General features: G+C 33.7%; 25 protein-coding genes. 12 read left to right on the forward strand and 13 right to left on the reverse strand.

What is annotated here, in order from left to right:
• Positions 1–64: 64 nt before the first annotated feature.
• The 11 genes from cbiB to ACY0M5_RS12740 form a co-directional block, all read right to left on the reverse strand.
• Entirely contained in the window at positions 65–1,012 is a 948-nt protein-coding gene (gene cbiB, locus ACY0M5_RS12690) for an adenosylcobinamide-phosphate synthase CbiB (protein WP_461629392.1), read from the reverse strand.
• The gene (locus tag ACY0M5_RS12695; protein WP_461629393.1) at positions 991–2,019 is read right to left on the reverse strand and encodes a pyridoxal phosphate-dependent aminotransferase; all 1,029 of its coding nucleotides are present in this window, start codon (positions 2,017–2,019) and stop codon (positions 991–993) included. Before ACY0M5_RS12695 ends, cbiB begins: the two co-directional genes overlap by 22 nt.
• 169 nt (positions 2,020–2,188) lie before the next feature.
• Positions 2,189–3,103 carry a dihydroorotate dehydrogenase gene (locus ACY0M5_RS12700; protein WP_124991684.1) on the reverse strand — a complete coding sequence of 305 codons (915 nt, stop codon included), beginning with the start codon at positions 3,101–3,103 and terminating at the stop codon, positions 2,189–2,191.
• Positions 3,097–3,858: a dihydroorotate dehydrogenase electron transfer subunit gene (locus tag ACY0M5_RS12705; protein ID WP_461629394.1), complete on the reverse strand. Its 762-nt coding sequence runs from the start codon at positions 3,856–3,858 to the stop codon at positions 3,097–3,099. The genes ACY0M5_RS12700 and ACY0M5_RS12705 overlap by 7 nt, the downstream gene beginning before the upstream one ends.
• A 62-nt stretch (positions 3,859–3,920) precedes the next feature.
• Positions 3,921–4,349 (reverse strand): helix-turn-helix transcriptional regulator, encoded by a 429-nt coding sequence (locus tag ACY0M5_RS12710; RefSeq protein WP_124991686.1) that lies wholly within the window; start codon positions 4,347–4,349, stop codon positions 3,921–3,923.
• Positions 4,350–5,398: 1,049 nt separating this feature from the next.
• Positions 5,399–5,770 (reverse strand): hypothetical protein, encoded by a 372-nt coding sequence (locus ACY0M5_RS12715; RefSeq protein ID WP_461629395.1) that lies wholly within the window; start codon positions 5,768–5,770, stop codon positions 5,399–5,401.
• Between the two features lies 1 nt (position 5,771).
• Positions 5,772–6,494, reverse strand: coding sequence for a M48 family metallopeptidase (locus ACY0M5_RS12720; RefSeq protein ID WP_156195724.1), 723 nt, complete (start codon positions 6,492–6,494; stop codon positions 5,772–5,774).
• Between the two features lie 51 nt (positions 6,495–6,545).
• Positions 6,546–6,833, reverse strand: a complete 288-nt coding sequence (locus tag ACY0M5_RS12725) for a hypothetical protein (RefSeq protein ID WP_101311505.1) — start codon at positions 6,831–6,833, stop codon at positions 6,546–6,548.
• A 116-nt stretch (positions 6,834–6,949) separates the two neighbouring features.
• Positions 6,950–8,248: a dicarboxylate/amino acid:cation symporter gene (locus ACY0M5_RS12730; RefSeq protein ID WP_461629396.1), complete on the reverse strand. Its 1,299-nt coding sequence runs from the start codon at positions 8,246–8,248 to the stop codon at positions 6,950–6,952.
• Between the two features lie 105 nt (positions 8,249–8,353).
• Positions 8,354–8,896: an FKBP-type peptidyl-prolyl cis-trans isomerase gene (locus ACY0M5_RS12735; RefSeq protein ID WP_101311511.1), complete on the reverse strand. Its 543-nt coding sequence runs from the start codon at positions 8,894–8,896 to the stop codon at positions 8,354–8,356.
• A gap of 117 nt (positions 8,897–9,013) precedes the next feature.
• Positions 9,014–9,499, reverse strand: coding sequence for a thioredoxin family protein (locus ACY0M5_RS12740; RefSeq protein ID WP_461629397.1), 486 nt, complete (start codon positions 9,497–9,499; stop codon positions 9,014–9,016).
• 192 nt (positions 9,500–9,691) lie between these two features.
• On the opposite strand from ACY0M5_RS12740, the gene bioA reads away from it, so the two are divergent.
• From bioA to mtaB, 8 genes are all read left to right on the forward strand, one after another.
• Positions 9,692–10,981, forward strand: coding sequence for an adenosylmethionine--8-amino-7-oxononanoate transaminase (bioA, locus tag ACY0M5_RS12745; RefSeq protein ID WP_461629398.1), 1,290 nt, complete (start codon positions 9,692–9,694; stop codon positions 10,979–10,981).
• A 7-nt stretch (positions 10,982–10,988) separates the two neighbouring features.
• Entirely contained in the window at positions 10,989–12,110 is a 1,122-nt protein-coding gene (locus tag ACY0M5_RS12750) for an aminotransferase class I/II-fold pyridoxal phosphate-dependent enzyme (RefSeq protein ID WP_461629399.1), read from the forward strand.
• On the forward strand, positions 12,100–12,792 hold the full coding sequence (locus tag ACY0M5_RS12755) for a pimeloyl-ACP methyl esterase BioG family protein (RefSeq protein ID WP_461629400.1): 693 nt from the start codon (positions 12,100–12,102) through the stop codon (positions 12,790–12,792). Before ACY0M5_RS12750 ends, ACY0M5_RS12755 begins: the two co-directional genes overlap by 11 nt.
• Complete coding sequence (gene bioC / locus ACY0M5_RS12760) at positions 12,773–13,534, forward strand: malonyl-ACP O-methyltransferase BioC (RefSeq protein ID WP_461629401.1); 762 nt, start codon at positions 12,773–12,775, stop codon at positions 13,532–13,534. Before ACY0M5_RS12755 ends, bioC begins: the two co-directional genes overlap by 20 nt.
• A gap of 7 nt (positions 13,535–13,541) precedes the next feature.
• A complete protein-coding gene (bioD, locus tag ACY0M5_RS12765) occupies positions 13,542–14,225 on the forward strand; it encodes a dethiobiotin synthase (RefSeq protein WP_461629402.1) in 684 nt (227 codons plus the stop codon).
• A 405-nt stretch (positions 14,226–14,630) separates the two neighbouring features.
• Complete coding sequence (locus tag ACY0M5_RS12770) at positions 14,631–15,275, forward strand: ferredoxin--NADP reductase (RefSeq protein ID WP_461629403.1); 645 nt, start codon at positions 14,631–14,633, stop codon at positions 15,273–15,275.
• Between the two features lie 98 nt (positions 15,276–15,373).
• Complete coding sequence (gene miaB, locus ACY0M5_RS12775; RefSeq protein ID WP_461629404.1) at positions 15,374–16,717, forward strand: tRNA (N6-isopentenyl adenosine(37)-C2)-methylthiotransferase MiaB; 1,344 nt, start codon at positions 15,374–15,376, stop codon at positions 16,715–16,717.
• Positions 16,714–17,994, forward strand: a complete 1,281-nt coding sequence (mtaB, locus tag ACY0M5_RS12780) for a tRNA (N(6)-L-threonylcarbamoyladenosine(37)-C(2))-methylthiotransferase MtaB (RefSeq protein WP_461629405.1) — start codon at positions 16,714–16,716, stop codon at positions 17,992–17,994. Before miaB ends, mtaB begins: the two co-directional genes overlap by 4 nt.
• A gap of 51 nt (positions 17,995–18,045) precedes the next feature.
• On the opposite strand, the gene ACY0M5_RS12785 is transcribed toward mtaB, so the two are convergent.
• Entirely contained in the window at positions 18,046–19,170 is a 1,125-nt protein-coding gene (locus tag ACY0M5_RS12785) for a universal stress protein (protein WP_124991699.1), read from the reverse strand.
• A gap of 227 nt (positions 19,171–19,397) precedes the next feature.
• On the opposite strand from ACY0M5_RS12785, the gene rpsF reads away from it, so the two are divergent.
• From rpsF to rplI, 3 genes are read left to right on the forward strand one after another with little or no spacing between them, the layout of a single operon-like run.
• Positions 19,398–19,745 carry a 30S ribosomal protein S6 gene (gene rpsF / locus ACY0M5_RS12790; protein ID WP_197092725.1) on the forward strand — a complete coding sequence of 116 codons (348 nt, stop codon included), beginning with the start codon at positions 19,398–19,400 and terminating at the stop codon, positions 19,743–19,745.
• A gap of 3 nt (positions 19,746–19,748) precedes the next feature.
• Positions 19,749–20,018, forward strand: a complete 270-nt coding sequence (rpsR, locus tag ACY0M5_RS12795; RefSeq protein ID WP_101263476.1) for a 30S ribosomal protein S18 — start codon at positions 19,749–19,751, stop codon at positions 20,016–20,018.
• 22 nt (positions 20,019–20,040) lie between these two features.
• Positions 20,041–20,484, forward strand: a complete 444-nt coding sequence (gene rplI, locus ACY0M5_RS12800; protein WP_124991700.1) for a 50S ribosomal protein L9 — start codon at positions 20,041–20,043, stop codon at positions 20,482–20,484.
• 101 nt (positions 20,485–20,585) lie between these two features.
• On the opposite strand, the gene ACY0M5_RS12805 is transcribed toward rplI, so the two are convergent.
• Positions 20,586–21,089, reverse strand: coding sequence for a CAP domain-containing protein (locus ACY0M5_RS12805; protein WP_461629406.1), 504 nt, complete (start codon positions 21,087–21,089; stop codon positions 20,586–20,588).
• 202 nt (positions 21,090–21,291) lie between these two features.
• Between ACY0M5_RS12805 and ACY0M5_RS12810 the strand changes: the two genes are divergently transcribed.
• Entirely contained in the window at positions 21,292–21,996 is a 705-nt protein-coding gene (locus ACY0M5_RS12810) for a TapB family protein (RefSeq protein ID WP_124991702.1), read from the forward strand.
• Positions 21,997–22,045 lie beyond the last annotated feature (49 nt).

The following is a 22,045-nucleotide window of genomic DNA, read 5'->3' on the forward strand; positions in this document are numbered from 1 at the left end:
TATGGAATATTTAAAGTGTGAAGTTACAAATTAAAGACTCCAGCCGGAATTAAATTTTCCTTTTTTATAACAGAATTCCATATGGAAAATAGACAGCAATAATGAAAAGAATACTGGCAAAACACACCGAATGGTTGATGTAAAAAAGTTTACAAAAGTCTTCGTTCGTTATTTTCCGATTATTATCTCCAATAAATGGTTTGTAAACACTTTTCCCGTCGTAATCATGAGGTCCACCAAATTGACAATTTATGATTCCTGCAAGAGCTGATTCCGGGTAGCCGGCATTTGGACTAAGATGAGCATGTCCATATTTAAAAATGTATAAAAAGCCTTTCGCATTGAGGGTGAGTAATACCATTAGAAAAGCAGTAATACGAGCGGGAATAAAATTCGCAACATCATCCAATCGGGCAGCAACCCGTCCAAACAAAATGAACTTCTCATTTTTATATCCAATCATGGAATCCATTGTATTAATCATTTTATAACACATCATTCCCGGCACTCCGGCAATGGCATAGTAAAAAAGAGGAGCAACAACACCATCCGATAAATTTTCTGATAAAGTTTCTAATACAGCCAAACGTATTTCCTGTTCCGATAATTTGGATGTATCCCGACCAACAATCCATGATAATCTTTTCCGACCTGCTTTCAATCCCTTTTCATTAAGGTGTTTAAATACTTCTGATCCTTCCTGCAACAAGCTTTTATTCGCCAATCCGTAAAAAACCATTATTGAGGTAAACACTATATAAATTGTACTATTCCAGTTTAAAGTGATAATACTTAGGCACGAAAAAATAATATATACAATTGTTGCTAATCCTAAGGCCATTACAGCTCCTTTGAATAATTGGTATTTTCCTTTATTCAGATGTTTAGTAAAAAAGGAAATCGTATTACCGAATAAAACGATTGGGTGCGGCAAGCTTCTTGGATCACCAAAAACAAGATCTAAAATGTATCCAATAACAAGAGGGAGGATTATGAGTTTAATTTGCTCCATTGAATTAATGCGTCGATTAATATTTGATTTTTTTCTTTGGTTTGTGTCGCGAGGCGAAAATAACAAGAATTTAAACCACGAAAATTAGCTGCATCACGAATCAATATTCCAAAGTTTGAAATTAAGAACTTTTTCAGCTCAAAAGCAGATGATTCTTCTAGTTCAACCAAAAAGAAAGAAGTTTTTGAAGGATGAATTTGCAGACCTGAAATTTTCTGGAGATTTTTTTGAAATTTTTTAGTTTCTGATTTATAGTAATTTACAGGTGGGAGAAAATCGGTTTTATTTGCCAAAAGGAATTTTCCAGCCTCAATTGCCAGTGAATTTACCGTCCAAGGAGCCTTGTAGAATTGAATATTCTGTACCAATACCTTGTTTGAAATCAAATATCCCAATCTCAGGCCGGGAATTGAAAAGTTTTTAGTGAGAGATTTCACCAAAATGAAATTCTCGTACTTATCAAGTAAATCTATACATGAGTTAATCTCATCAGTAAAATCAATATAAGCTTCATCAATCACAAAAATAGATTTCGAATTGATTTTTAGCATTTCTTCAAGTTCATCCGATTCTAAAATATTCCCATTTGGATTATTAGGATTGCAAATCCAGACTAAACCTTCTTCAAAAATGGTTTTGCTGGTTAATTTGGCCCAATTAATATAGAATAGCTTGTGTTTATTGACTCTGCAGGCATCTTCATATTCGGAAAAGGTAGGGATGATGATACTTGAATTAGATTTAGAAAAACATTGTGCAATAAGGTAAAAGGCTTCCGTAGCGCCATTGGTTGCAATGATTTGATTCTTATTAACATTTAAATGAATCGCCAATGCATCTACCAGACTCTCAGCAGATGCTTCCGGATAAGAATGTATAGTATCCCAATTATCAAATAGGTGTTGTTTTAGATTTTCGGATTTCCCACCAAACCATACATTACTGCTAAAATTAGCAACAATTGCTTGTTTATATTGGTAACCATCATCTCCATGTCCGTGTAACATCCTGTTATATAGGTTTTAATGGTAAAATATATTTATTAATTGCGTCTGAAATTTTTATAAAATATAGAACAGAACTTAAATTAAACAGTGAGAGTTTACAAATGTAATTACATTTGTAAACTCTGATGTTGTGAAATAAAGAAATAATTCTTTATTGTAATAGGTTGATTTATTGAGTTTTAATCGCCCCAATTAAATCTGTTACATTTTCAACCTGATGTCTGATCATATATTCTTTGATTCCTTCAACAACCTTAACTGTTATCTGAGGATCAATAAAATTAGCCGTTCCGATTTGAATTGCAGAAGCTCCGGCAAGAATAAACTCAATGGCGTCTTTTGCATTCATAATACCACCTAAGCCAACAATGGGTATATTAACAGCGTTAAAAACCTGCCAAACCATTCGCAAGGCAACCGGTTTTACGCATGGGCCGGATAAACCTCCTGTAACTGTTGATAAAAGAGGCTTTCTTGTTTCTGAATCTATAGCCATTCCCAATAGCGTATTAATAAGAGACACAGAATCAGCACCTTCCTCTTCAACCGCTTTAGCGATCTCAGTAATATCCGTTACATTTGGTGACAATTTAACCATTAAATGCTTTTTATACACTTTACGAACTTCACGAACAACCGATGCTGCAGAAGCACAACTAGTTCCGAAAGCCATTCCGCCTTCTTTAACGTTCGGACAAGATATATTCAGCTCTATTGCCGGTATTTTATCCAATTCATTAATCATTGCTGCCGTTTCTACGTAATCTTCAATTACAGAACCGGAAACGTTAACCAAGATATTTGTATTGTAGTGGTTAATTCTCGGGTAAATATTATCACAAAAATACTCAACTCCTTTATTCTGCAAACCAACAGCATTTAGCATTCCCGAAGGTGTTTCAGCCATTCGGGGGTAAGGGTTTCCTTCCCGATGATGTCTCGTAGTGCCTTTAACCAATATGCCGCCTAATTGGCTGATATCAATAAAATCTTCAAATTCTTCACCGTAACCAAAGGTTCCGGAAGCAGTCATTACCGGATTTTTAAGAATCAGATCTTTAAGCTTAACTTCCAAATTTACCATTTCAACTCATTTATATTGAACACCGGACCTTCAGTGCATGTACATATATTACCTCTTTTTGTGTCAGTTACACAGCATAAACAAGCTCCAAATCCACAAGCCATAGTGTTTTCCAATGAAACCTCACATGGAATATTTTTGCTTTTGGAATAAGTTGCTACAGCCTTCATCATTGGCTCTGGTCCACAGGTGAAAGTATAATCAAATTTCTCATTAAGAACTGAATGTTGCGTAGGATAGCCTTTTTCGCCGATTGAGCCATCTTCGGTAGTTACGAATATACGACCGTACTGTTTGTAAGGATCTAATTCAACTGCATCATTGGCCGACCGTACACCCAATATGGTTGTTACTTCATTTCCGGCGTCTTTAAGATGTTTTGCCAAGTATAATAAAGGAGCAACACCACAGCCACCACCAATTAAAAGAGTTTTAGAGTTCTTAGGGATAGAGTATTGATTTCCTAATGGAAAAACGATATTAAGCTTGTCACCAAGGAGTAATTCGCCTAATTTGGTAGTGCCTTCTCCAATCTTTTTAATGTATAATTTGATGATATTCTTTTCGTAATCAACAAAATGGATGGACAAAGGTCTTCTGAGGAAGGTATTGGCTGCATTTTCGACAAGAACGTTAACAAATTGCCCTGGTTTAATGTCTGGCAAAGGCGCAGATGCCTTTACATCAATAACAAAAGTCCCGTCATTAAGCTCTTCCTTGTGCAGTACCTCAAAGTCCTGTACTAATTTTTTCATGGTGCCTGGTTGTATTTTAAACTGTTAAGTATAAACGCAGGCAAAGATAAGCTAAAAAATATTTAAGAGGGATTGTATTCTTTAAAAGTTTTATCTGTGTAAAACACAACTACTTTCTCTATCTGTTTTCCAGATGTAAATGCACTCATTTCCAGCATAGGTTCAGGGTTTGAGCGCGGAATATTAATTGTTTCCTTATTTAATTTAGGAGGATGATTAGGTTGAGTTTCAAGTGGTGTCCGGCTTGTTTCCGGTTCTTGAAATAAAGAAGGTGAATCTTGTGACTTATACATATTGCCCATTCCTGAAATAAGCCAATTAGGGTCAATTGAAGGAAATGATGTTAGTATTTTTTGAACAAAGTCCAGACTTGGGTTGTTACGACCGGATAGAATATGAGAAATACTAGACCGCTGAACACCAATTGTGTCTGCAAATTTTGAAGAGGTTAAACCTTCACTATTAATCAGCTGAACTATTCGATTCTTCATTCTTAAGTTGTTTATATGTGAATTTTACAGATGTTAACTTTAATAACATTACAAATTTAAAATAATAATTACAAAAGTCAAAATATATGCAAAAAGAATATTCACATTAGTAATTCACTAATGTAATCTACATGAAACGACATATTCAAATTGTAATCATCGAGCATTATTACTTTTGTAAACATTTTATTTATCTGGCTAATAGAGTGTTTATACGTAGTATCAGTCTTTAAAAGATATTTAATTAATTAACCTGTTAGATTCTATTTGATGAACAATATTGAATTCATTAGCAATGAAATTATAAAATACCTGAATATCAAGCCATTTAATGGATTTACAATACTATATTCTCATTATTTACAAATATTCACAATTAAATGATATTGATAGGTTATTTCACTTATTATTTTACTGTAAGTAAATCACATATTTTACTGATCTATTGATGATTATGCATTAATAAATTACATTTTATACATGAATTAATACTATTTTATACATCTGTAATTAATAAGTTAAAGTATTACTTAATTACAATCAGTTAAATGTCTGGTGTCTAGAATAATAGTGTATTATTCGTGGTGTTAGATCAAAAAATATCGGGACTTGTTTGGATTGTAAATTCAATTAAAACACAAAACATTTGTATTCATTATGGTATTATTCATGTAAATTACATTGTGAAATTAGTTACAAGGTGCAACTCTTGAATTGGTTACAATTATCATTGAATGAAATTAATGTAAGTTACAAACTTAAACTCCATTAAGTTGAATATTGTAAAATTGGAATTGGGTTATTTGAACTTTTAGTTACACTGTCATACTAAATTCAAGTGATTTTTGTAAATAACACTCCGTTAGTTTACAGATATTAAATTCTAAGAAGGTTAAAAGGAGGGTATTTCTCTTGTAAGTGTCACAAAATTAAACAAATGAGAGGGTTTTATTTATGACACATAGTGTTGTTAATAAGATAAAAAGAGCTTTTCTCCTATTAATTTGGATATTCTGTAATAAAGTCTAATATTTTTTGGGGATTAATTATTATTTCTCAGGAGGTTTTCTAAGTTGTAAGAAACCAATAAATAAAATGTAAGCAGCGAACGCAACGATTAGTATTCGAAGTATTAAATTCTGGTAGTTATCATGATTGTTTGCGGGGATATCGCGCGATAAGGCAGGAATCATAAAGATTAACAAGCCAAATACTAAAATAAGCTGTAAGTATAAAAAGATAACTTTTAGCTTTTCTTTTCTGCGGGAAGCCAGTGGTGATACAGCAACGTTATTTTTTCTCTTTTTGCCTCTTTTTGTCAGCTTCTTTGGTTCCGGGTTGCTTAATTTTTGTTTTAGTTTATGTCCTATTAAGAATGTTAATACACATATGCCAACTAAAATATAAATTTCCTTATTCATATTAATAAATTGTTGTAGAGTATTTTTTAATTTCTTTTCTTTTTCTGGTCAATTCCGGGCAATGGATTTCCAGTAATTGATAGAATTCTTTGGAATGATTTTTAACTTTAGTATGGCATAACTCATGCAGAATTACCATATCGCATAGTTCATTAGGTAACCTCATTAAATGAAGATTGAGGTTAATATTATTGTCATGTGAACATGACCCCCAACGACTTTTTGTATTTTTAATTTTAAGGGATTTATAGGAAAACCCACCAAGTTTTGCTAATTCCTTGATTCTAATTGGAAGATGATGGTTTGCTTCTCTGCGCAAGGTTTCTATAATAGAATTTTGAATGAATATTTGTAAGTCTGAATTTTGAATCTCGGTATTGGCAGGATACCTTACTTCCAATACTCCGTTAGAGAGTTTTGCGGAATAATAACTCACCTCTCCTGGACTTAGCTTTAATTGATGGAAACGTGTTTTAAATTGGATCTCAGGAGTGAAAATTGTTTGTTTGTTCTCTTTTAATTTTGTTTTTGCCTTATTATTGATAATCCATGCTTTATTTTGCCTGGCAAAATTAATCGCATCCTGATAGCTTATACCATATGGTACATTAACCCAAATTCCTTTTTTAGGTGCTATCCGTACCGATAAACGTTTGAATCTCCGACTCTTTTTAAAGAGAATATCCCCAATATCCTCTAATAGTATAATTTTTTCTTCGGGCATAAAAAAAGCTTTGCAATACGCAAAGCTATCAGAAATATCTTTTGAAAGAAATTATTTCTCTTTAATTAAATTGCTCAATTCTGTAAAAGATTCGTCAACATTCTTGAATAAATCAGTATATACAGCCTTGTAGTAAGCTTTAACAATTTTAGGATTGTCCTTACCATCCGGATGATTTACACGTGCAATTAACTGATTACGGGAAACAATTGTATTCTTTACAATTTCCATTACTTTATCCTTGTTCTCAGGATGTAAATAATTGTAATTGTAGCAATCTGAAATTACCTCAAAGCTAAGGTAATCGATATCCTTTTTTAAGCGTTTTCTACTTGCCATATCTATGATTTTTGAATAAGTTGTATAACAGAAGATACTGTTATTCGACTGCAAAGATAATAAACACTTATTGAATTTCCTTGTTCCGTTGAAAAGTTATGGAGTGATAATATTACCTAGATATTTTTGACTTGAATTTTCGGTACAGGATTTAATTGACCTTCACTTGTAGCAACTATTGTTGCAACAGTAGCATCCCCTGTAACATTAACAACTGTACGAAGCATATCAAGCGGCCGGTCAATACCTAATATTAATGCCAGTCCCTCAATGGGTATTCCCACAGATGTTAAAACAATAATTAACATCACAATGCTTCCGCCTGGAACTCCGGGTGTTCCGATAGATGCCAGTGTAGCTGTCACCACAATTATCAATTGGTCGTAAATATCTAAATCTACACCAAATACCTGGGCGATAAAGACTGCAGCAATTGCCTGATAACAACTGGTTCCATCCATATTAATAGTAACACCAACCGGAAGTACAAAACTTGCAACCTCATTAGCAACACCTATTTCTTTTTCAACACACTCCATAGTAACCGGAAGGGTTGCCGCACTTGAACTTGTTGAAAATGCTAACAGCTGAGCAGGCGAAATGGCTTTGTAAAAATCAGAGTATCTTACTGGAGTAAAGATTTTTAGGAATAAAGGGTAGATTACAAATATCATTATTAAAAGCCCTAGAATTACAGTTATTGCATACAATCCTAAAGCCGAAAATAAATCAAGATCACCGGAAAAATCGACTATTAAACCAGCAATAAGGGCAAATACTCCATAAGGAGCAAAAAGCATAATGAGGTCAATTATCTTAAGGATAATTGCATCTATCCCATCAAAAAAATCTCTGACTACCTTGACTTTCTTTTCTTCCAAAATAACCATTGCAATGCCAAATAGAATCGCAAAGAATATGATCTGAAGCATTTTAGAATTATCTGTGGCTGCCTGAAAGAAATTGGATGGAACAACATCTACAAGAAATTTGAGTGGAGACTCATTTTTCAAATCTGAAGCCTGATTTTTCTTTAAATCAATTGTTGTATGGTATTTTTCTTGTAACTCTACCTTTTTATAGTTGGGGAAAGTATTGCCTGGTGCTATGGTATTTACTAGTATTAACCCAAAACTTACAGCAATTACTGTTGATAGAACGTAAAGGGAAATGGTTTTAATTCCTATTCGTGATAATTTTGAAATGTTGGAGAGACTTGATATTCCTTTTACCAGCGACACAAAAATTAAAGGAACTGCAATTAATTTTAATAAGTTTAAGAAAATATCACCCCAAGGTTTAATCCAATCGTTGGTTAATTCAGATAATTCAAAATAAACGGCAATTAATCCCGCTATAATTCCAAATACCATTCCAACTAAAATTTTCACGTAAAGAGGCAGCCTTTTCCACATAATCGATATGTTTTTTTATTGTGCTTTAAAGATACTTGATAAGACTAGAAAAACAAAGCCCGAAAACCAAAGGCTTTCGGGCTGAAATATCTTTTCAGAAACTAATTAGCATCCGCATCCGCTGCCACATCCGCCGCTTTCACAACTTCCGCTATCACAACCGCCCTGAGGTGCATAAGCTTCTTTCATTTCTTCTTCTGAAGCATCTCTAACTTCAATAACTTCACCTTTAAAGAATAGAGCATCTCCGGCAAGTGGATGATTGAAATCCATTTTTACAGTAGCATCTGTTACTTCAAGAACGATTCCATTCATTCTGCGACCTGAGTTATCTTGCATTGGTACTACATTTCCTTCTGCAATAACTTCTGAATCAAATTCACCGTTAACTTCAAATATATTTTTAGGAAGATCGATTACTGCTTCTTCTGATGCCTCACCGTATGCTTCTTCAGTTTCCAATTTGAAATCAAAAGAATCACCTACTTTCAGCCCCATCAATTTTTCTTCAAACTTTTCTAACATCTGTCCAGCACCACATAAATATGTAAGTGGAGTTTCTGCTACTGCTTTTTCAATAATCTCTCCCGAAAGATCAGTTTTTAATTCATAAATAACTGAAACAACCTTATCTTTTGAAATTGTCATAATATTTTCTTTTTTTAGTATTATATCCTTAATTTGAATCCTAAAACCAGAGAATTCTGTACAAAGAAAGTACAATTATTTCTTTATTCAAATAAAAAAGGAGTTGATAGTCTAAATTTATTTGTAATGTTCAGGATTTAAAGCATCAGGACGCCAATTGTATAGGAATGATTTAACTTTCTCGAAATTGTAAGCTTTGTCTTGTTCTAAATTACCCGTGTTTTGTGTTTGAAGTCTTTCTCCTTCTCCATTTAAAACGATCATAACAGGAAATCCAAAACGCTGAGGATAACCAAGTTCTGCTAGTGCATCTAAATTTTTATTTTCCTTACTGTAATTTACCTCAAGGAAGATATAATTATCCTCGAGAAGCTTATTTAATGTTGTTTCACTATGCAGGTAGTTATGCATTTTTATGCACCAAGGACACCAATTTCCTCCTATCTGAAGCAGAACATGTTTTCCTTCTTTTTTAGCTTTACTAACTGCTTTCGCAATTTCTTCTTTCCCGTTAAGAGATTGATCGTAGGGCTTTTGACCTATTGTAGTCAGGCTAAATACAAGGAATAAACTTACTAGAAGGGCAATTTTTTTCGTTTTCATGTTTGCATTTTAAATTTGAAGCAATTTAAATTAAATTGAAGGGAAATCAAGAAGATTTCAGATTTTTAACGAACAAATAACATTTTAAAGGCTAAGCGAAACAAGATATGTTGTAAAAATACTTTAGAATTAGTACGGTTTAGACGGATAAACCCTAGTTTTACAAAGAATTTACATGAAAAAAAAACTCCTATGTCGGAACAGTTTAAGCCATCTGATCTCGTTTTTGATAGAGAACATATTTGGCATCCATATACTTCAATGCATGAGCCACTACCCGTCTACCCTGTGGTTTCGGCCAATGGTGTAAGATTTACATTGGATTCAGGTCAAGATATTATTGATGGTATGTCCTCGTGGTGGTGTGCTGTTCACGGATATAATCATCCTGTTTTGAATGAAGTTGTTCAAAACCAATTAAAACAGATGTCGCATGTGATGTTTGGCGGAATTACTCATAAACCTGCAATTGAGTTGGCCAGATTATTGGTTGATATAAGTCCGGATGGAATGGAAAAAGTATTCTTCTGCGATTCTGGTTCTGTATCTGTTGAGGTGGCAATGAAAATGGCTCTTCAATATTGGTTCACCAAAGGGAATCCAAATAAAAATAAATTTTTAAGCATTCGCTCAGGATATCATGGTGATACTTTTAACGCCATGTCTGTTTGCGATCCTGTAACGGGAATGCATGAAATTTTCAGAGGAGTTTTGCCTGTTAATTACTTCGCAGAATCGCCAAGATGTGGGTTTTACGATGAATGGGATTCCAACTCCTTTCAGTCTATGCAAAATATGATTGAAGCGCATCATGAGGAGCTTGCTGCGATCATCTTAGAGCCTGTTGTTCAGGGGGCTGGAGGAATGAAGTTTTATCATCCTCAATATTTAATCGAATTACGAAGAGCCTGTGATACTTACAACATACTGCTCATTCTCGACGAAATAGCTACAGGTTTTGGTAGAACTGGGAAACTATTTGCTTGCGAACATGCCGATATATCTCCGGATATTATGTGCGTAGGAAAAGCCATAACTGGTGGTTATTTAAGTTTTGCAGCCACTTTAACTTCACAAAAAGTAAGTGATGGGATTTCAGCTGGTGCACCAGGTTGTTTTATGCATGGCCCCACATTTATGGGAAATCCTATGGCATGCGCTGTTGGCGTTGCGAGTATCAATTTACTATTAGAATCATCGTGTTTGGAGAAGGTTCGTAATATTGAACAACAATTATTACGAAATTTATCGAAGGCGAAAGAATTAAAACAAGTAAAGGATGTTCGAGTTTTAGGTGCTATTGGAGTCATCGAAATGAATGAACCGGTAAATATGGCTTCTATTCAAAAGCAATTTGTGGCGAATGGAGTTTGGGTTCGCCCGTTTGGAAAATTAGTTTACATTATGCCTCCATTTATTATATCTGAAGAAGATTTATCTTTCCTTTGCAAAGCTTTGGTTAAAGTAGTAGCAATGCAATAAATTCGAAATGGATCAAAAACTGATTAAATACAAAGAGGAATTACAGAAGCTTGAGGAATCTGGGAACCTTCGTGCCCTAAAAATGATTTCAGAAAGTAACTATAAGGTTAACCTCTCTTCAAATGATTATTTAGGGGTTAGTAAGAAGAATATACCGCGGCCAAAGGGGAATTCTTTTGGCTCCGGATCATCTCGCCTGCTTACCGGAAACTTTAAGGAATATCAGTTGCTGGAAACTGAACTCGAAAATTTGTATGGCCGGCCTGCATTATTTTTTAATTCGGGATATCATGCTAATATTGGTATTTTGGCAGCATTAGCAGGAAAAGATGATTTGATAATATCTGATAAGTTGAATCATGCCAGTATAATTGATGGTATTCGTTTAAGTAGTGCCGAACAAGTTCGTTTTAAACATGCTGATTACAATCACTTAACACATATTCTTACTACAAAACGAAAAGATTACAATCGTGTTTTTATTGTAAGTGAATCCGTTTTTAGTATGGATGGCGACGAAGCTAATCTTGAAAAACTGATTGAAATTAAAAAACAATTTGATTGCTTTTTATATATTGATGAAGCTCATGCTCTAGGAGTTAGAGGAATTAAAGGTCTTGGTTTATCGGAAGAGAAATCATGTCTTAAAGAAATTGATTTACTGATTGGCACTTTCGGTAAAGCAATGAACTCAATTGGTGCATATGTTATTTGTGATGCTATTCTTAAAGAGTATTTAATTAACAAAATGCGTTCTTTGATTTTCACCACTGCTCTACCTCCAATTGTAATCAGCTGGAACTATATCATGTTGCGAACCATTGTAAAAATGAAAATGGAACGGGAGCATTTGCAGTCAATATCGGAACAATTAAGAGAAGGCCTGAAGAATGTCGGAATAGAAACAATGGGAAGCTCAAATATTATTCCTGTTCTGGTTGGAGACAGTCAAAAATGCGTTAATTTAGCTGAGTATTTGCAAAAAAAAGGATTTTTGGTATTCCCTATCCGCCCACCTGCAGTGCCTAAAGATACTGCCAGACTGCGTATTTCTGTTTGTGCAGATATGGATTGGGAAGATCTTAAAGATTTACCGGAACTGATAAAGAATTATTGCAATGAAAAGTGAATGGTTACATAAATCTGCTAACGAGAAGTGCATTTTGTTTATGAATGGTTGGGGATGCGATGCAAATCCTTTTCAATCAATAAATTCAAAAGAATACGATGTGCTTATGTGTTTCGATTACCGGGACATATTAATTCCTAAACAGGTTGAAAGGCTGTTTGAAAATTATCAGAAAGTACATTTGGTTGCATGGTCACTTGGTGTTTATGTCGCGAACATGCTTTACCACCAATGGAAGGATCTATTCGCCAGTAAAATTGCCATAAATGGAACTTTACAAGCAATTGATAATTTGAAAGGCATTCCACCTGCTATTTTTCAGAGTACTATAAATGGATTGAATTCAAGAACTATTGAGAAGTTTTGGCTTCGAATGTGTGGCGGTAAAAATGGGTTTGATCGTTTCAAAATGCAAATGCCACAGCGGAATATTGAGGATCAAAAGGAAGAATTGATTGTACTTCAGGAGCTTATACAAAACCATTTTGTTGATTGGAATGTATTTGATTTTATATTATTGGGGCAAAATGATCTAATATTTCCATTTGAAAATTTAGAAAATGCCTGGAATGATCAAAAAAATGTAATTAAAAAGGAAAATACTCCTCATTTTTGTTTTTACAGTTGGAATTCGTGGGATGATTTAATGGAGGAATGTAAAAGTGCAGCATCAAAATATTGATAAAGATAAAGTACAGAAAGGATTCGTGAAAAGTATCGAAACCTATCGTAAACATGCTATTGTTCAGGAAGCCATCGCCTCCAGGTTAGTTAATGAATTGTTACGTCAACCTGTAAGTCATTTTTCGAAAGTTCTCGAAATTGGTTGTGGTCCGGCAGTACTTACCGAGAAGTTTTTCCAAAAACTTAATGCCGATGTGTATTATGCAAATGACATTGTAGAAGAATATTCAGATATTCTTAGTTCCATTCATTCCGACATACAATTTTTGGGTGGAGATATTGAGTCTATGGACTTACCAGATTCTTTGGATTTAATTATTTCGAGTTCAACATTCCAATGGTTCAATAACTTAGATGGTTTTTTGACAAAAATACACAAAGCTTTACAGCCTGACGGGTTACTTGTATTTAGCACTTTTGGTCCTGATAATTACAGAGAAATACGCGAAGTGAATGGGAAAGGATTAAATTATTTGTCGTTTGGAAAGCATGAAAGGCTTTTGTTTGATAAATTTGAAATTATTTGGAGTGACAAAGAAATAATTACCCGTTTTTTTTCAGATCCTCTTGGAGTTCTATATCATATGAAGCAAACAGGTGTAAACGGAATTCCTGGAAAGGCTTGGACAAAAAGCGATTTGAAGAATTTTAAAGAGGATTATCAGGATTTGTTTGGTACCGATTTGGGTGTCCCCCTCACCTATCAACCCTTATATTTTATTGCGAAACCTAAAAAATAAATTAATAATGCCAACCTATTTTATTGCAGGAATTGATACTGATACCGGTAAAACATTTGCAACAGGCTTAATGGCCAAGTATTTATCGGATCAGAAAAAATCAGTGATAACTCAAAAATTTGCACAAACCGGTTGCAAAGGAATCTCTGAAGATATTTTAATGCATCGGGAAATAATGGGAATTAAAATTCAAGAGGTTGATAAAGACGGAACTACTTGTCCGTATGTTTTTGATTATCCTGCATCACCACATCTTGCCGCTCAAATGCAAAATCAGGAAATTGATATTAAAAGAATAGAAAAATCAACCGCAATTCTTGAAGATCAATTTGATTATCTTCTTTTGGAAGGAGTTGGTGGTATGCATGTTCCAATAACTTTGGATTATTCGCTTCTTGATTTCATGGAAGAGAAAAAATATCCGGTAATTTTAGTTACTTCATCAAAGTTGGGTAGTATTAATCACACTCTTCTCAGTCTTGAAATTGCACAACGAAGACAAATTCCAATTAAAGGATTAATCTACAATCAATATCCTGCAAACAGTGAATTTATTTTAAAAGATTCAGTTCAGGTTTTTAAAACTTACTTGAAAAAATATGGATTTGATTGTCCAATTATCGAGATTCCGGAATTGAAGAAAAACGAACTGTCAAATGTTGATTTTAGCAAACTGTTTTTTGCAGAATAATAGCATGTGAGTAATATCACAAAATCCAGATTATTTTTAAAGCCTTTCAGAAAGAAATAGTCTTACCCTACTTCAACGAGCATGTAATTTATTCAATTCTCAGGCGCTTAAAAAATAAAAATAGCAGATTAAAGATCACATAATCAATAAATAAAATAGAATTTACTAATGTCTGATTTATGTACATTCTAGAAGAAATTGGTTTTTTTTTCGGAATTTCACACATTATATTATTGATTTTTGTTAAAACAGATCTAAAGATCCTATTATTCTTGTTTATTAGATGGATTTTATCTTTTTTTGTACTCGCTTATTTGTAACGATTCCATATAAATAATTCGGTTTATTATTGAGTTAAATGCGAATGAATTTATGGATGAACAAAATTGAATACATAAATTAAGAATGAGATCACACAAAGTTATTGAGATAAGAAATTTGACTTCTTCCACCTATGTTATAAGGATGGAAAAAAATGATTTTACATTTAAAACAGGGCAATACATAACCCTTGGATTTTCTGGAAGTATTGATCGAAGAGAATATTCTATATATAGTTCTGAAAATGATAATTTTTTAGAAGTGTTAATTAAAGAAGTTGAAAACGGTTTGGTTTCAAAAAAACTAAAACGATGTAAGCCTGGTAATTATTTAGATGTTGATGGACCTTTTGGCCATTTCTCATTAGAGGAGTCTGAAATCGGCAGGAAAAAATTCCTTTTTATAGCAACTGGTACCGGTATATCTCCAATTCACAGTTTTGTTGAAACGCATCCTGAAATGGATTATCAAGTGTTGCATGGCGTGCGGATTGAAGAAGAAGCCTATGAAAAAGATAGTTATCCGAATGGAAAGTATATTTTATGTACCTCCCGCGAAAAGTCAGGTGATTATCATGGAAGAGTAACCGATTATTTAATGAAAAATCCAATTCCTTCAGATACAGTTTGTTATTTATGTGGTAATTGTCATATGATTTATGAGGCTTACGATATTCTTGAAAAACAAGGAATTTCATTAGGTCCAATTCACACTGAAGTATATTTTTAAACGGAGAATGAAGAATTATGAAAATTGAGCTAAGGTAGTTCAATATATAGAAGCGGAATATTTCATAATTCTTAACTTGTAATTTATAATTATAAAACATGAAATATCATCTTGTATCATTAGGTTGTCAAATGAATGCTTCGGATGGAGAAAGAGTTCGTTCGGTAATCGAAAATATGGGCTACCAATGGACAGATAACGAAGAAGAGGCCAATTTAATTGGGATTTTAGCTTGTTCTGTGCGTCAAAAGGCAATCGACAAGGTTTATTCTAAAATTCATAAGTGGAATTTGTGGAAAAACAAACGGAATCTAATCACTTTTGTTTCCGGTTGTATCCTCCCCTCCGATTTGGATAAATTTCTCAAGTTATTTGACATTATTTTTCAGATGAAGGATTTACCAAAGTTGCCGGAAATGATTCAGCAATATGGAATTACCACTCCTGTAGGATTGCAGCAGGGGTTTGATTCTCAGAATGAAAATATTTCTGAATTCTGGCATGTAAAACCTAGTTACACTTCAGAATTTGAGGCTTTTGTCCCTATTCAAAACGGTTGTGATAAGTTTTGTTCATTTTGTGCGGTTCCATATACCAGAGGACGAGAAGTTTCCCGTCCCTCCGATGAAATTGTAACTGAAGTTCAAAGTTTGGTGGAGCGCGGATTTAAATCAATTACCTTACTTGGACAGAATGTAAATTCATATGGTCTTGATAAAAAAGGTGATGAAATAGATTTTCCTGAATTATTACGTAGAGTTGGAAATTTGGGAAATCAACTTAATAAAGAGTTTTGGATTTACTTTACTTCTCCGCATCCGCGCGATATGACAGATGAAGTTATTGAAGTAATTGCCCAGTATAAATGTCTTGCTAAACAAATTCACTTACCAATTCAATCTGGTGATGATAAAGTCCTTATCCACATGAATCGTAAACATGGAATGGAAAAATACAGGCAAATTGTTCATACAATTAAACGCTTAATTCCTGAGGCTACCCTCTTTACAGATATTATTGTTGGTTTTACTGGTGAGAGTGATGATCAATTTGAAAACACCCGAAAAGCAATGAATGAGTTTAAATATAATATGGCGTACATTGCAATGTACTCTCCTCGTCCGGGAGCATTAAGTCATCGTTGGTTTGATGATGTAAGTCTGGATATTAAGAAAGAGCGACACCATATTTTAACTCAGGATTTGAAGATTCATTCTAAAAATTACAATTCTTCAATGGTGGGTAAAACTTATCAGGTATTGGTTAAAGGCCAGGCTAAACATGATGGTTACCTTGCGGGATTAACTGAGGGAAGAATTAATGTACGGTTTTTATCACAGGAAGAGAATTTGATCGGCCAATTTGTAGATGTAAAGATTACATCAGCCGCTGATTTTTCAGTTGAAGGTGAAATGATAACGATAAAAGAAAGTGTAGCGTGAAGAAAGTGGCGTTTAAAACCTTAGGGTGTAGATTAAACCAATATGAAACGGATGCATTGGCGTCTCAATTTCAAGATAAAGGTTATGAGCTTGTTCAATTTGATGAGTCTGCTGACGTATACGTAATTAACTCATGTACAGTAACTCATCAAAGCGATCACAAATCGAGAAATTTTATTAATCAGGCAAACAGACGAAATAAAGATTCCGTTCTTGTTGTTACAGGGTGCATGGCTAATAATGCTAAGGAAGAGTTGGAAAATAGAGCAGAAATTAATTATGTAGTTGAAAATGATCAGAAAACTTCTGTTTTTTCTTTGGTTGAAGCACATTTTGATGGCGAAATTATTCATCCTTCGAAATTGAATGCGGATCTGTTTTCCTATGGAGCTACAGATAAAGGTTTTCATACCCGAAGTATGATTAAAATACAAGATGGTTGTGATAATTTTTGCACATTTTGCATTATTCCTTCGGTTCGCGGAAGAGCCGTAAGCAGACCGATACAAGATATTCTGACAAATATCCGCGAAGTAATTTCTCATGGAGCGAAGGAAATTGTAATAACCGGTGTAAATATTGGACGATATGAGTTTGAAGGATATCAATTTGATGATGTTGTTGAGCAAATTCTTAACCTTGAAGGTAATTTTAGACTTCGTATTTCCTCTATAGAACCTGATGGTTTTGGAGATAAATTTCTTGGACTTTTGAACCATCCTAAAATGACACCGCATTTGCACTTGTGTTTGCAGAGTGGATCGGAACCTGTCCTACTTCAAATGAGAAGAATGTATACAGCCAAAAGGTTTAAAGAAATAGTGCAAACCGTAAGAGCTAAAAACCCTGATTTTAATATTACAACCGATATCATAATAGGTTTTCCAAATGAAAGTGAAGAAGATTTTTCAGCCACTTGTGATGCAATTAAAGAATTGAATTTTGGACATGTTCATACTTTTAAATATTCCATTAGAAAAGGAACAAGAGCTGAGCGAATGCCTAATCAGGTAGATGAGAGGATAAAAACTGAGAGAAGTGAGATTCTTAGAAACCTATCTGATGAGATAAAAGTTAATTATAGAAAAAGTTTCATCGGGAAAACCCAATCTGTTTTGGTTGAAAAGATTGACGGAAATATTGCCAATGGTTACGGGGAACATTATATTCCTGTTCAGTTCACTGGTGAAAACATAGAAAAGAATCAATTCTATAAAGTAAAGATTACTGATATTGAAGACGGCTCCGACCCTGTATTAAAAGGAGAAATATTATAACGAAAAAAGGGCACAATTTATAAATTGTGCCTTTTTTTATGATACCATAACTTAATGAAATACCAAAATTGGGATATGAGTTTTTATGAATAGTTTTCTTGACATTTGTCCAAAAAATAAACGCTCTAATAAATTGTGTTTTCTTGCTAAAATGGCAATCATACCAATATCATTTTTCTGCACGTACTCTTCAATTCCCTTCATTTTTTCCTCAATCTGTATTATGGAGCAATTAACATTTGAATCGCCAAGTGTTTTATCTAAATATTTCCTCAATACTTCCATTTGATGTTCTTCCATTACATTGTCATCCTCAATATCGTTAAAATGGACACAATGAATTTTCATATCATAAGGCTTGGTGATAAACTTAAGATTGGCAATTGCTCTAAAATCAGCCTTATCAAAGTTTGTCGCATACATGATGTTATCTATATGATCAATGCTTATATTCTCTCCTTGATCAGACAAGATTAGAATTGGAACCTCGGACTCCTCAATAACGTTGGAAACAACACTGCCCAAAAGGTTAGTTGTTCCTGCAGATTCACCACGACTTCCCATAATTACTAAATCGGGTTGGTAAGTGTTGCAAATATTCAATATTTCAGAAGAAGCTGTTCCTCCGCTTAAAGCATAATCGACTTCAATTCCTTCAACTTTCTCTAATTCCAATTTATTGCGTATATCATAATACAATTCCTTTATTCTAGCTTTGGCATTTTTTTCTACTTCCGAAAGAACTTCTACAACGGTAGCATTATAAGTATAACTATCAGAAAATGGAATTGTCTCGATTGCTGAAGCAAAATAGGTATGAAATAACAAAATATCCGCATTAAACTTCTTCGCAATATTCATTGCATACTCACATAAGCGTGGCGAAAAGTCAGAAAAGTCAACGGGGACCAAAATGCGGTTTACATCTATTTTTTTTCGGGGAAATGATTTTTCAAAATCCTCCTGAGCATAGCTTAATTCTAATTCCTCAATTATTTTGAGAGCCTTAGCTAAATCCTGCGCTTTTATTCTTAATTTTACGCCACCTCCAACTACAGATTGAATTAAATTAAGATTTTTCAGAAAGCACTCCACACCTTCTGATTCTAAACGAGTTTTAAGCAACTGTGCTCTGGCGTAACCATAAGTTGCTAATGTTATCATCCTGTCCTTCATAGCTGTGGGTTTAAGTTAATCCTTACGTTTAAGTTACAAAAAAAAGCCAAAGCTAACAAGAGGATTATGGTGCACCAAATACATGCTTAAATAGATTTGTAGGATAAATATGTGTTCTAAATCGCAATAAATCTATGGCATTCTTGAAATATCAAAAAAGAATCGTTAATTTTGCGGCTCAATAAAAAACAGTTACTTATTAAGTAATTAATTAAACAATTAAAGTTATGTTGAATCATTATGAAACCGTTTTCATTGTAACTCCCGTTTTATCTGAGGCTCAGGTAAAGGAGGCGGTAGAAAAATTTAAAGCCCTTATCACCGAGAATGGTGGTGAGATGGTTAATGAGGAGAACTGGGGACTGCGCAAGCTGGCTTATCCAATTCAAAAGAAAAGCACTGGTTTTTACCAATTGCTTCAATTTGATGCTCCAGGCGAACTAATCGAGAAATTGGAACTTAACTACAGACGTGATGAAAGAATCATCCGTTTCTTAACTTTCAAACTTGATAAGTATGCTTTTGAGTATTCTATTAAAAGAAAAGGAAAACTTAAATCTAAAGAGGAGAAGTAAGCTATGGCACAGAATCAATCAGAAATCAGATATTTGACACCTCCGTCAGTTGAGATTAAAAAGAAAAAGTATTGTCGTTTCAAGAAAAACAAGATTAAATTCATCGATTATAAAGATCCTGAGTTTTTGAAAAAATTCTTAAACGAACAAGGTAAAATTTTACCTCGTCGTATCACTGGTACTTCTTTGAAATACCAAAGAAAGGTAGCTACAGCTGTTAAACGTGCTCGTCACATTGCATTGCTGCCATACGTAACTGACATGATGAAATAATTTTTAAACTGGAGGAAACGAAATGGAAGTAATCTTAAAACAAGATATTCATAGTTTAGGATATATGAATGACATCGTAGTTGTAAAAAACGGTTACGGTAGAAATTATTTAATTCCTAAAGGAATAGCTGTTTTGGCAACAGAATCAGCTAAGAAAATGAATGCTGAAAATATGAGACAAAGAGCTCATAAAGAAGAAAAAATCAAAAACGAAGCTTTAGAAATTGCTAAAAAACTTGAAGGCGTTACCTTAAGTGTAGGTGCTAAAACCAGTACTACCGGTAAAATTTTCGGTTCTGTTAACAACATTCAGATTGCTGAAGCATTAACTGCTCAGGGATTTGAAATTGACAGAAAAGTGATTGCAATTAAAGACGCAGTTAAAGAGATTGGTAAATACACCGCAACTATCAAACTTCACAAAGAAGTTAAGGTTGATATCGAATTTGACGTTGTTTCTGAATAATCGCTTCGATAATTAATTAATTTAAGTTTATAACAGACAAACTTAAATCTTTTCAAACAGACAGATTAAGACCACTCCGATTAACGCTTGGAGTGGTTTTTTTATTTCTTAGGTTTTCCAAAATCCTGAGTCCAGCAGTCCCCTATTCGCCCTACTCCCATTTCGGTGAAATCAGGATTCATTATATTGGCACAATGTCCCTGACTGGTTAACCAGCCATTAATAACACTTTCCTCTGATAAATATCCCTTGGCAATATTCTCACCTGCACTGTTGTAGAAATAACCTGCAGCATTCAATCTGTCAACAAATTTATCTCCATTCGATGATGTGTGACTAAAAAAGTTGTTGTCCATCATATCTTTACTATGCTTTAGAGCTGCATCTTCCAGTTTACTATTCCAAACAATTGCATTAACCGGAGGGTAATATGTAGTTCCACAGGTAGTCCCTGCTGATCTTACATCGTTAACTAAATCTAATAGTTTTTGTATATCAATTTTATTTTCAGTAATAGGTTCATTAAGATCGATATCATCTTTGGAACAAGAAATAAATATACCTGATACTAATATCAGGGAAACTGTAAAAAAGGTTTTATTCATGACAAATAATTTGAATATTGCTTGCGCATTAGCTCTGATATTGAGGAAAGATAAATATTTTCTATATTTCTAATTCAATAAGAGGTTAATTTAGATTGATTTTCTAAATTATCAGAAATATGTAAAATATTATTTTCAACTTGAAGGATTATGTGTAATTTTAAGTACTGATAAGCTATGGATAAGCCATAAAATACTGTATATGAGAATATTTTACACCACATTACTATTGTTTTCAATTTCACTTTCTTCTTTCGGACAAAGGGACAATACTTATCTGCCTTCGAAAAGGAATTTCAGAATTAAATACATTTCATACGATTCTAAAGATAGAAGACAATATTCAGAGGTTTGGCAATTGGTTGGTAAATCAAAACTAGATGGATTAATTCAGTATAACATTGAGTCAGAGATTACTACCCGAAAGCAAAACACCTTTTATCAGTATTTTCGCATGGTTAGCAATGACTCTACTTTTTTTGTGGGTTCAGAGCGATATATGGATCCTATAAAATTGGATTCCTATCAGAAGATGGTTATAAAAATTTCGTCGGATAGTGTTGCTATTCCTATTCAACCAACGGTTGGACAAATACTGCCGGAATCGGGTTGTGAGGCTAGTATATTAAGAGGAACCGGATCTGTTTTGATGTCTATGAATGTTCTTCTTATTAATAGAAAGGTAGATGCGATTGAAAATATAAGAACTCCGGCAGGAAACTTTAACTGTTTCAAAATTTCGTCGGATAAAATTACCTATGGAGGAATTTCAAAAAATAAAACCAAGATATTTGAATGGTATGCTATTAATGTGGGGTTGGTTCGAATGGAGGAATATCATCCCAATGGAAAATTAATTTCATATAAGATATTGGAATCTCTCGCTGAAGATTTTTTATTGCCCTAAGATATTATACAACAGATTTTATCGTTTTCTTAACTGCGAACATTCAACT

It is taken from the genome of Labilibaculum euxinicum, from assembly GCF_963678175.1.
Lineage (GTDB): Bacteria > Bacteroidota > Bacteroidia > Bacteroidales > Marinifilaceae > Labilibaculum > Labilibaculum euxinus.

Coding starts and splice junctions, on each gene's coding strand:
- cbiB (WP_461629392.1), bottom strand. CDS start 1,012: ATGGAGCAAATTAAACTCATAATCCTCCCTCTTGTTATTGGATACATT.
- ACY0M5_RS12695 (WP_461629393.1), bottom strand. CDS start 2,019: ATGTTACACGGACATGGAGATGATGGTTACCAATATAAACAAGCAATT.
- ACY0M5_RS12700 (WP_124991684.1), bottom strand. CDS start 3,103: ATGGTAAATTTGGAAGTTAAGCTTAAAGATCTGATTCTTAAAAATCCG.
- ACY0M5_RS12705 (WP_461629394.1), bottom strand. CDS start 3,858: ATGAAAAAATTAGTACAGGACTTTGAGGTACTGCACAAGGAAGAGCTT.
- ACY0M5_RS12710 (WP_124991686.1), bottom strand. CDS start 4,349: ATGAAGAATCGAATAGTTCAGCTGATTAATAGTGAAGGTTTAACCTCT.
- ACY0M5_RS12715 (WP_461629395.1), bottom strand. CDS start 5,770: ATGAATAAGGAAATTTATATTTTAGTTGGCATATGTGTATTAACATTC.
- ACY0M5_RS12720 (WP_156195724.1), bottom strand. CDS start 6,494: ATGCCCGAAGAAAAAATTATACTATTAGAGGATATTGGGGATATTCTC.
- ACY0M5_RS12725 (WP_101311505.1), bottom strand. CDS start 6,833: ATGGCAAGTAGAAAACGCTTAAAAAAGGATATCGATTACCTTAGCTTT.
- ACY0M5_RS12730 (WP_461629396.1), bottom strand. CDS start 8,248: ATGTGGAAAAGGCTGCCTCTTTACGTGAAAATTTTAGTTGGAATGGTA.
- ACY0M5_RS12735 (WP_101311511.1), bottom strand. CDS start 8,896: ATGACAATTTCAAAAGATAAGGTTGTTTCAGTTATTTATGAATTAAAA.
- ACY0M5_RS12740 (WP_461629397.1), bottom strand. CDS start 9,499: ATGAAAACGAAAAAAATTGCCCTTCTAGTAAGTTTATTCCTTGTATTT.
- bioA (WP_461629398.1), top strand. CDS start 9,692: ATGTCGGAACAGTTTAAGCCATCTGATCTCGTTTTTGATAGAGAACAT.
- ACY0M5_RS12750 (WP_461629399.1), top strand. CDS start 10,989: ATGGATCAAAAACTGATTAAATACAAAGAGGAATTACAGAAGCTTGAG.
- ACY0M5_RS12755 (WP_461629400.1), top strand. CDS start 12,100: ATGAAAAGTGAATGGTTACATAAATCTGCTAACGAGAAGTGCATTTTG.
- bioD (WP_461629402.1), top strand. CDS start 13,542: ATGCCAACCTATTTTATTGCAGGAATTGATACTGATACCGGTAAAACA.
- ACY0M5_RS12770 (WP_461629403.1), top strand. CDS start 14,631: ATGAGATCACACAAAGTTATTGAGATAAGAAATTTGACTTCTTCCACC.
- miaB (WP_461629404.1), top strand. CDS start 15,374: ATGAAATATCATCTTGTATCATTAGGTTGTCAAATGAATGCTTCGGAT.
- ACY0M5_RS12785 (WP_124991699.1), bottom strand. CDS start 19,170: ATGAAGGACAGGATGATAACATTAGCAACTTATGGTTACGCCAGAGCA.
- rpsF (WP_197092725.1), top strand. CDS start 19,398: ATGTTGAATCATTATGAAACCGTTTTCATTGTAACTCCCGTTTTATCT.
- rpsR (WP_101263476.1), top strand. CDS start 19,749: ATGGCACAGAATCAATCAGAAATCAGATATTTGACACCTCCGTCAGTT.
- rplI (WP_124991700.1), top strand. CDS start 20,041: ATGGAAGTAATCTTAAAACAAGATATTCATAGTTTAGGATATATGAAT.
- ACY0M5_RS12805 (WP_461629406.1), bottom strand. CDS start 21,089: ATGAATAAAACCTTTTTTACAGTTTCCCTGATATTAGTATCAGGTATA.
- ACY0M5_RS12810 (WP_124991702.1), top strand. CDS start 21,292: ATGAGAATATTTTACACCACATTACTATTGTTTTCAATTTCACTTTCT.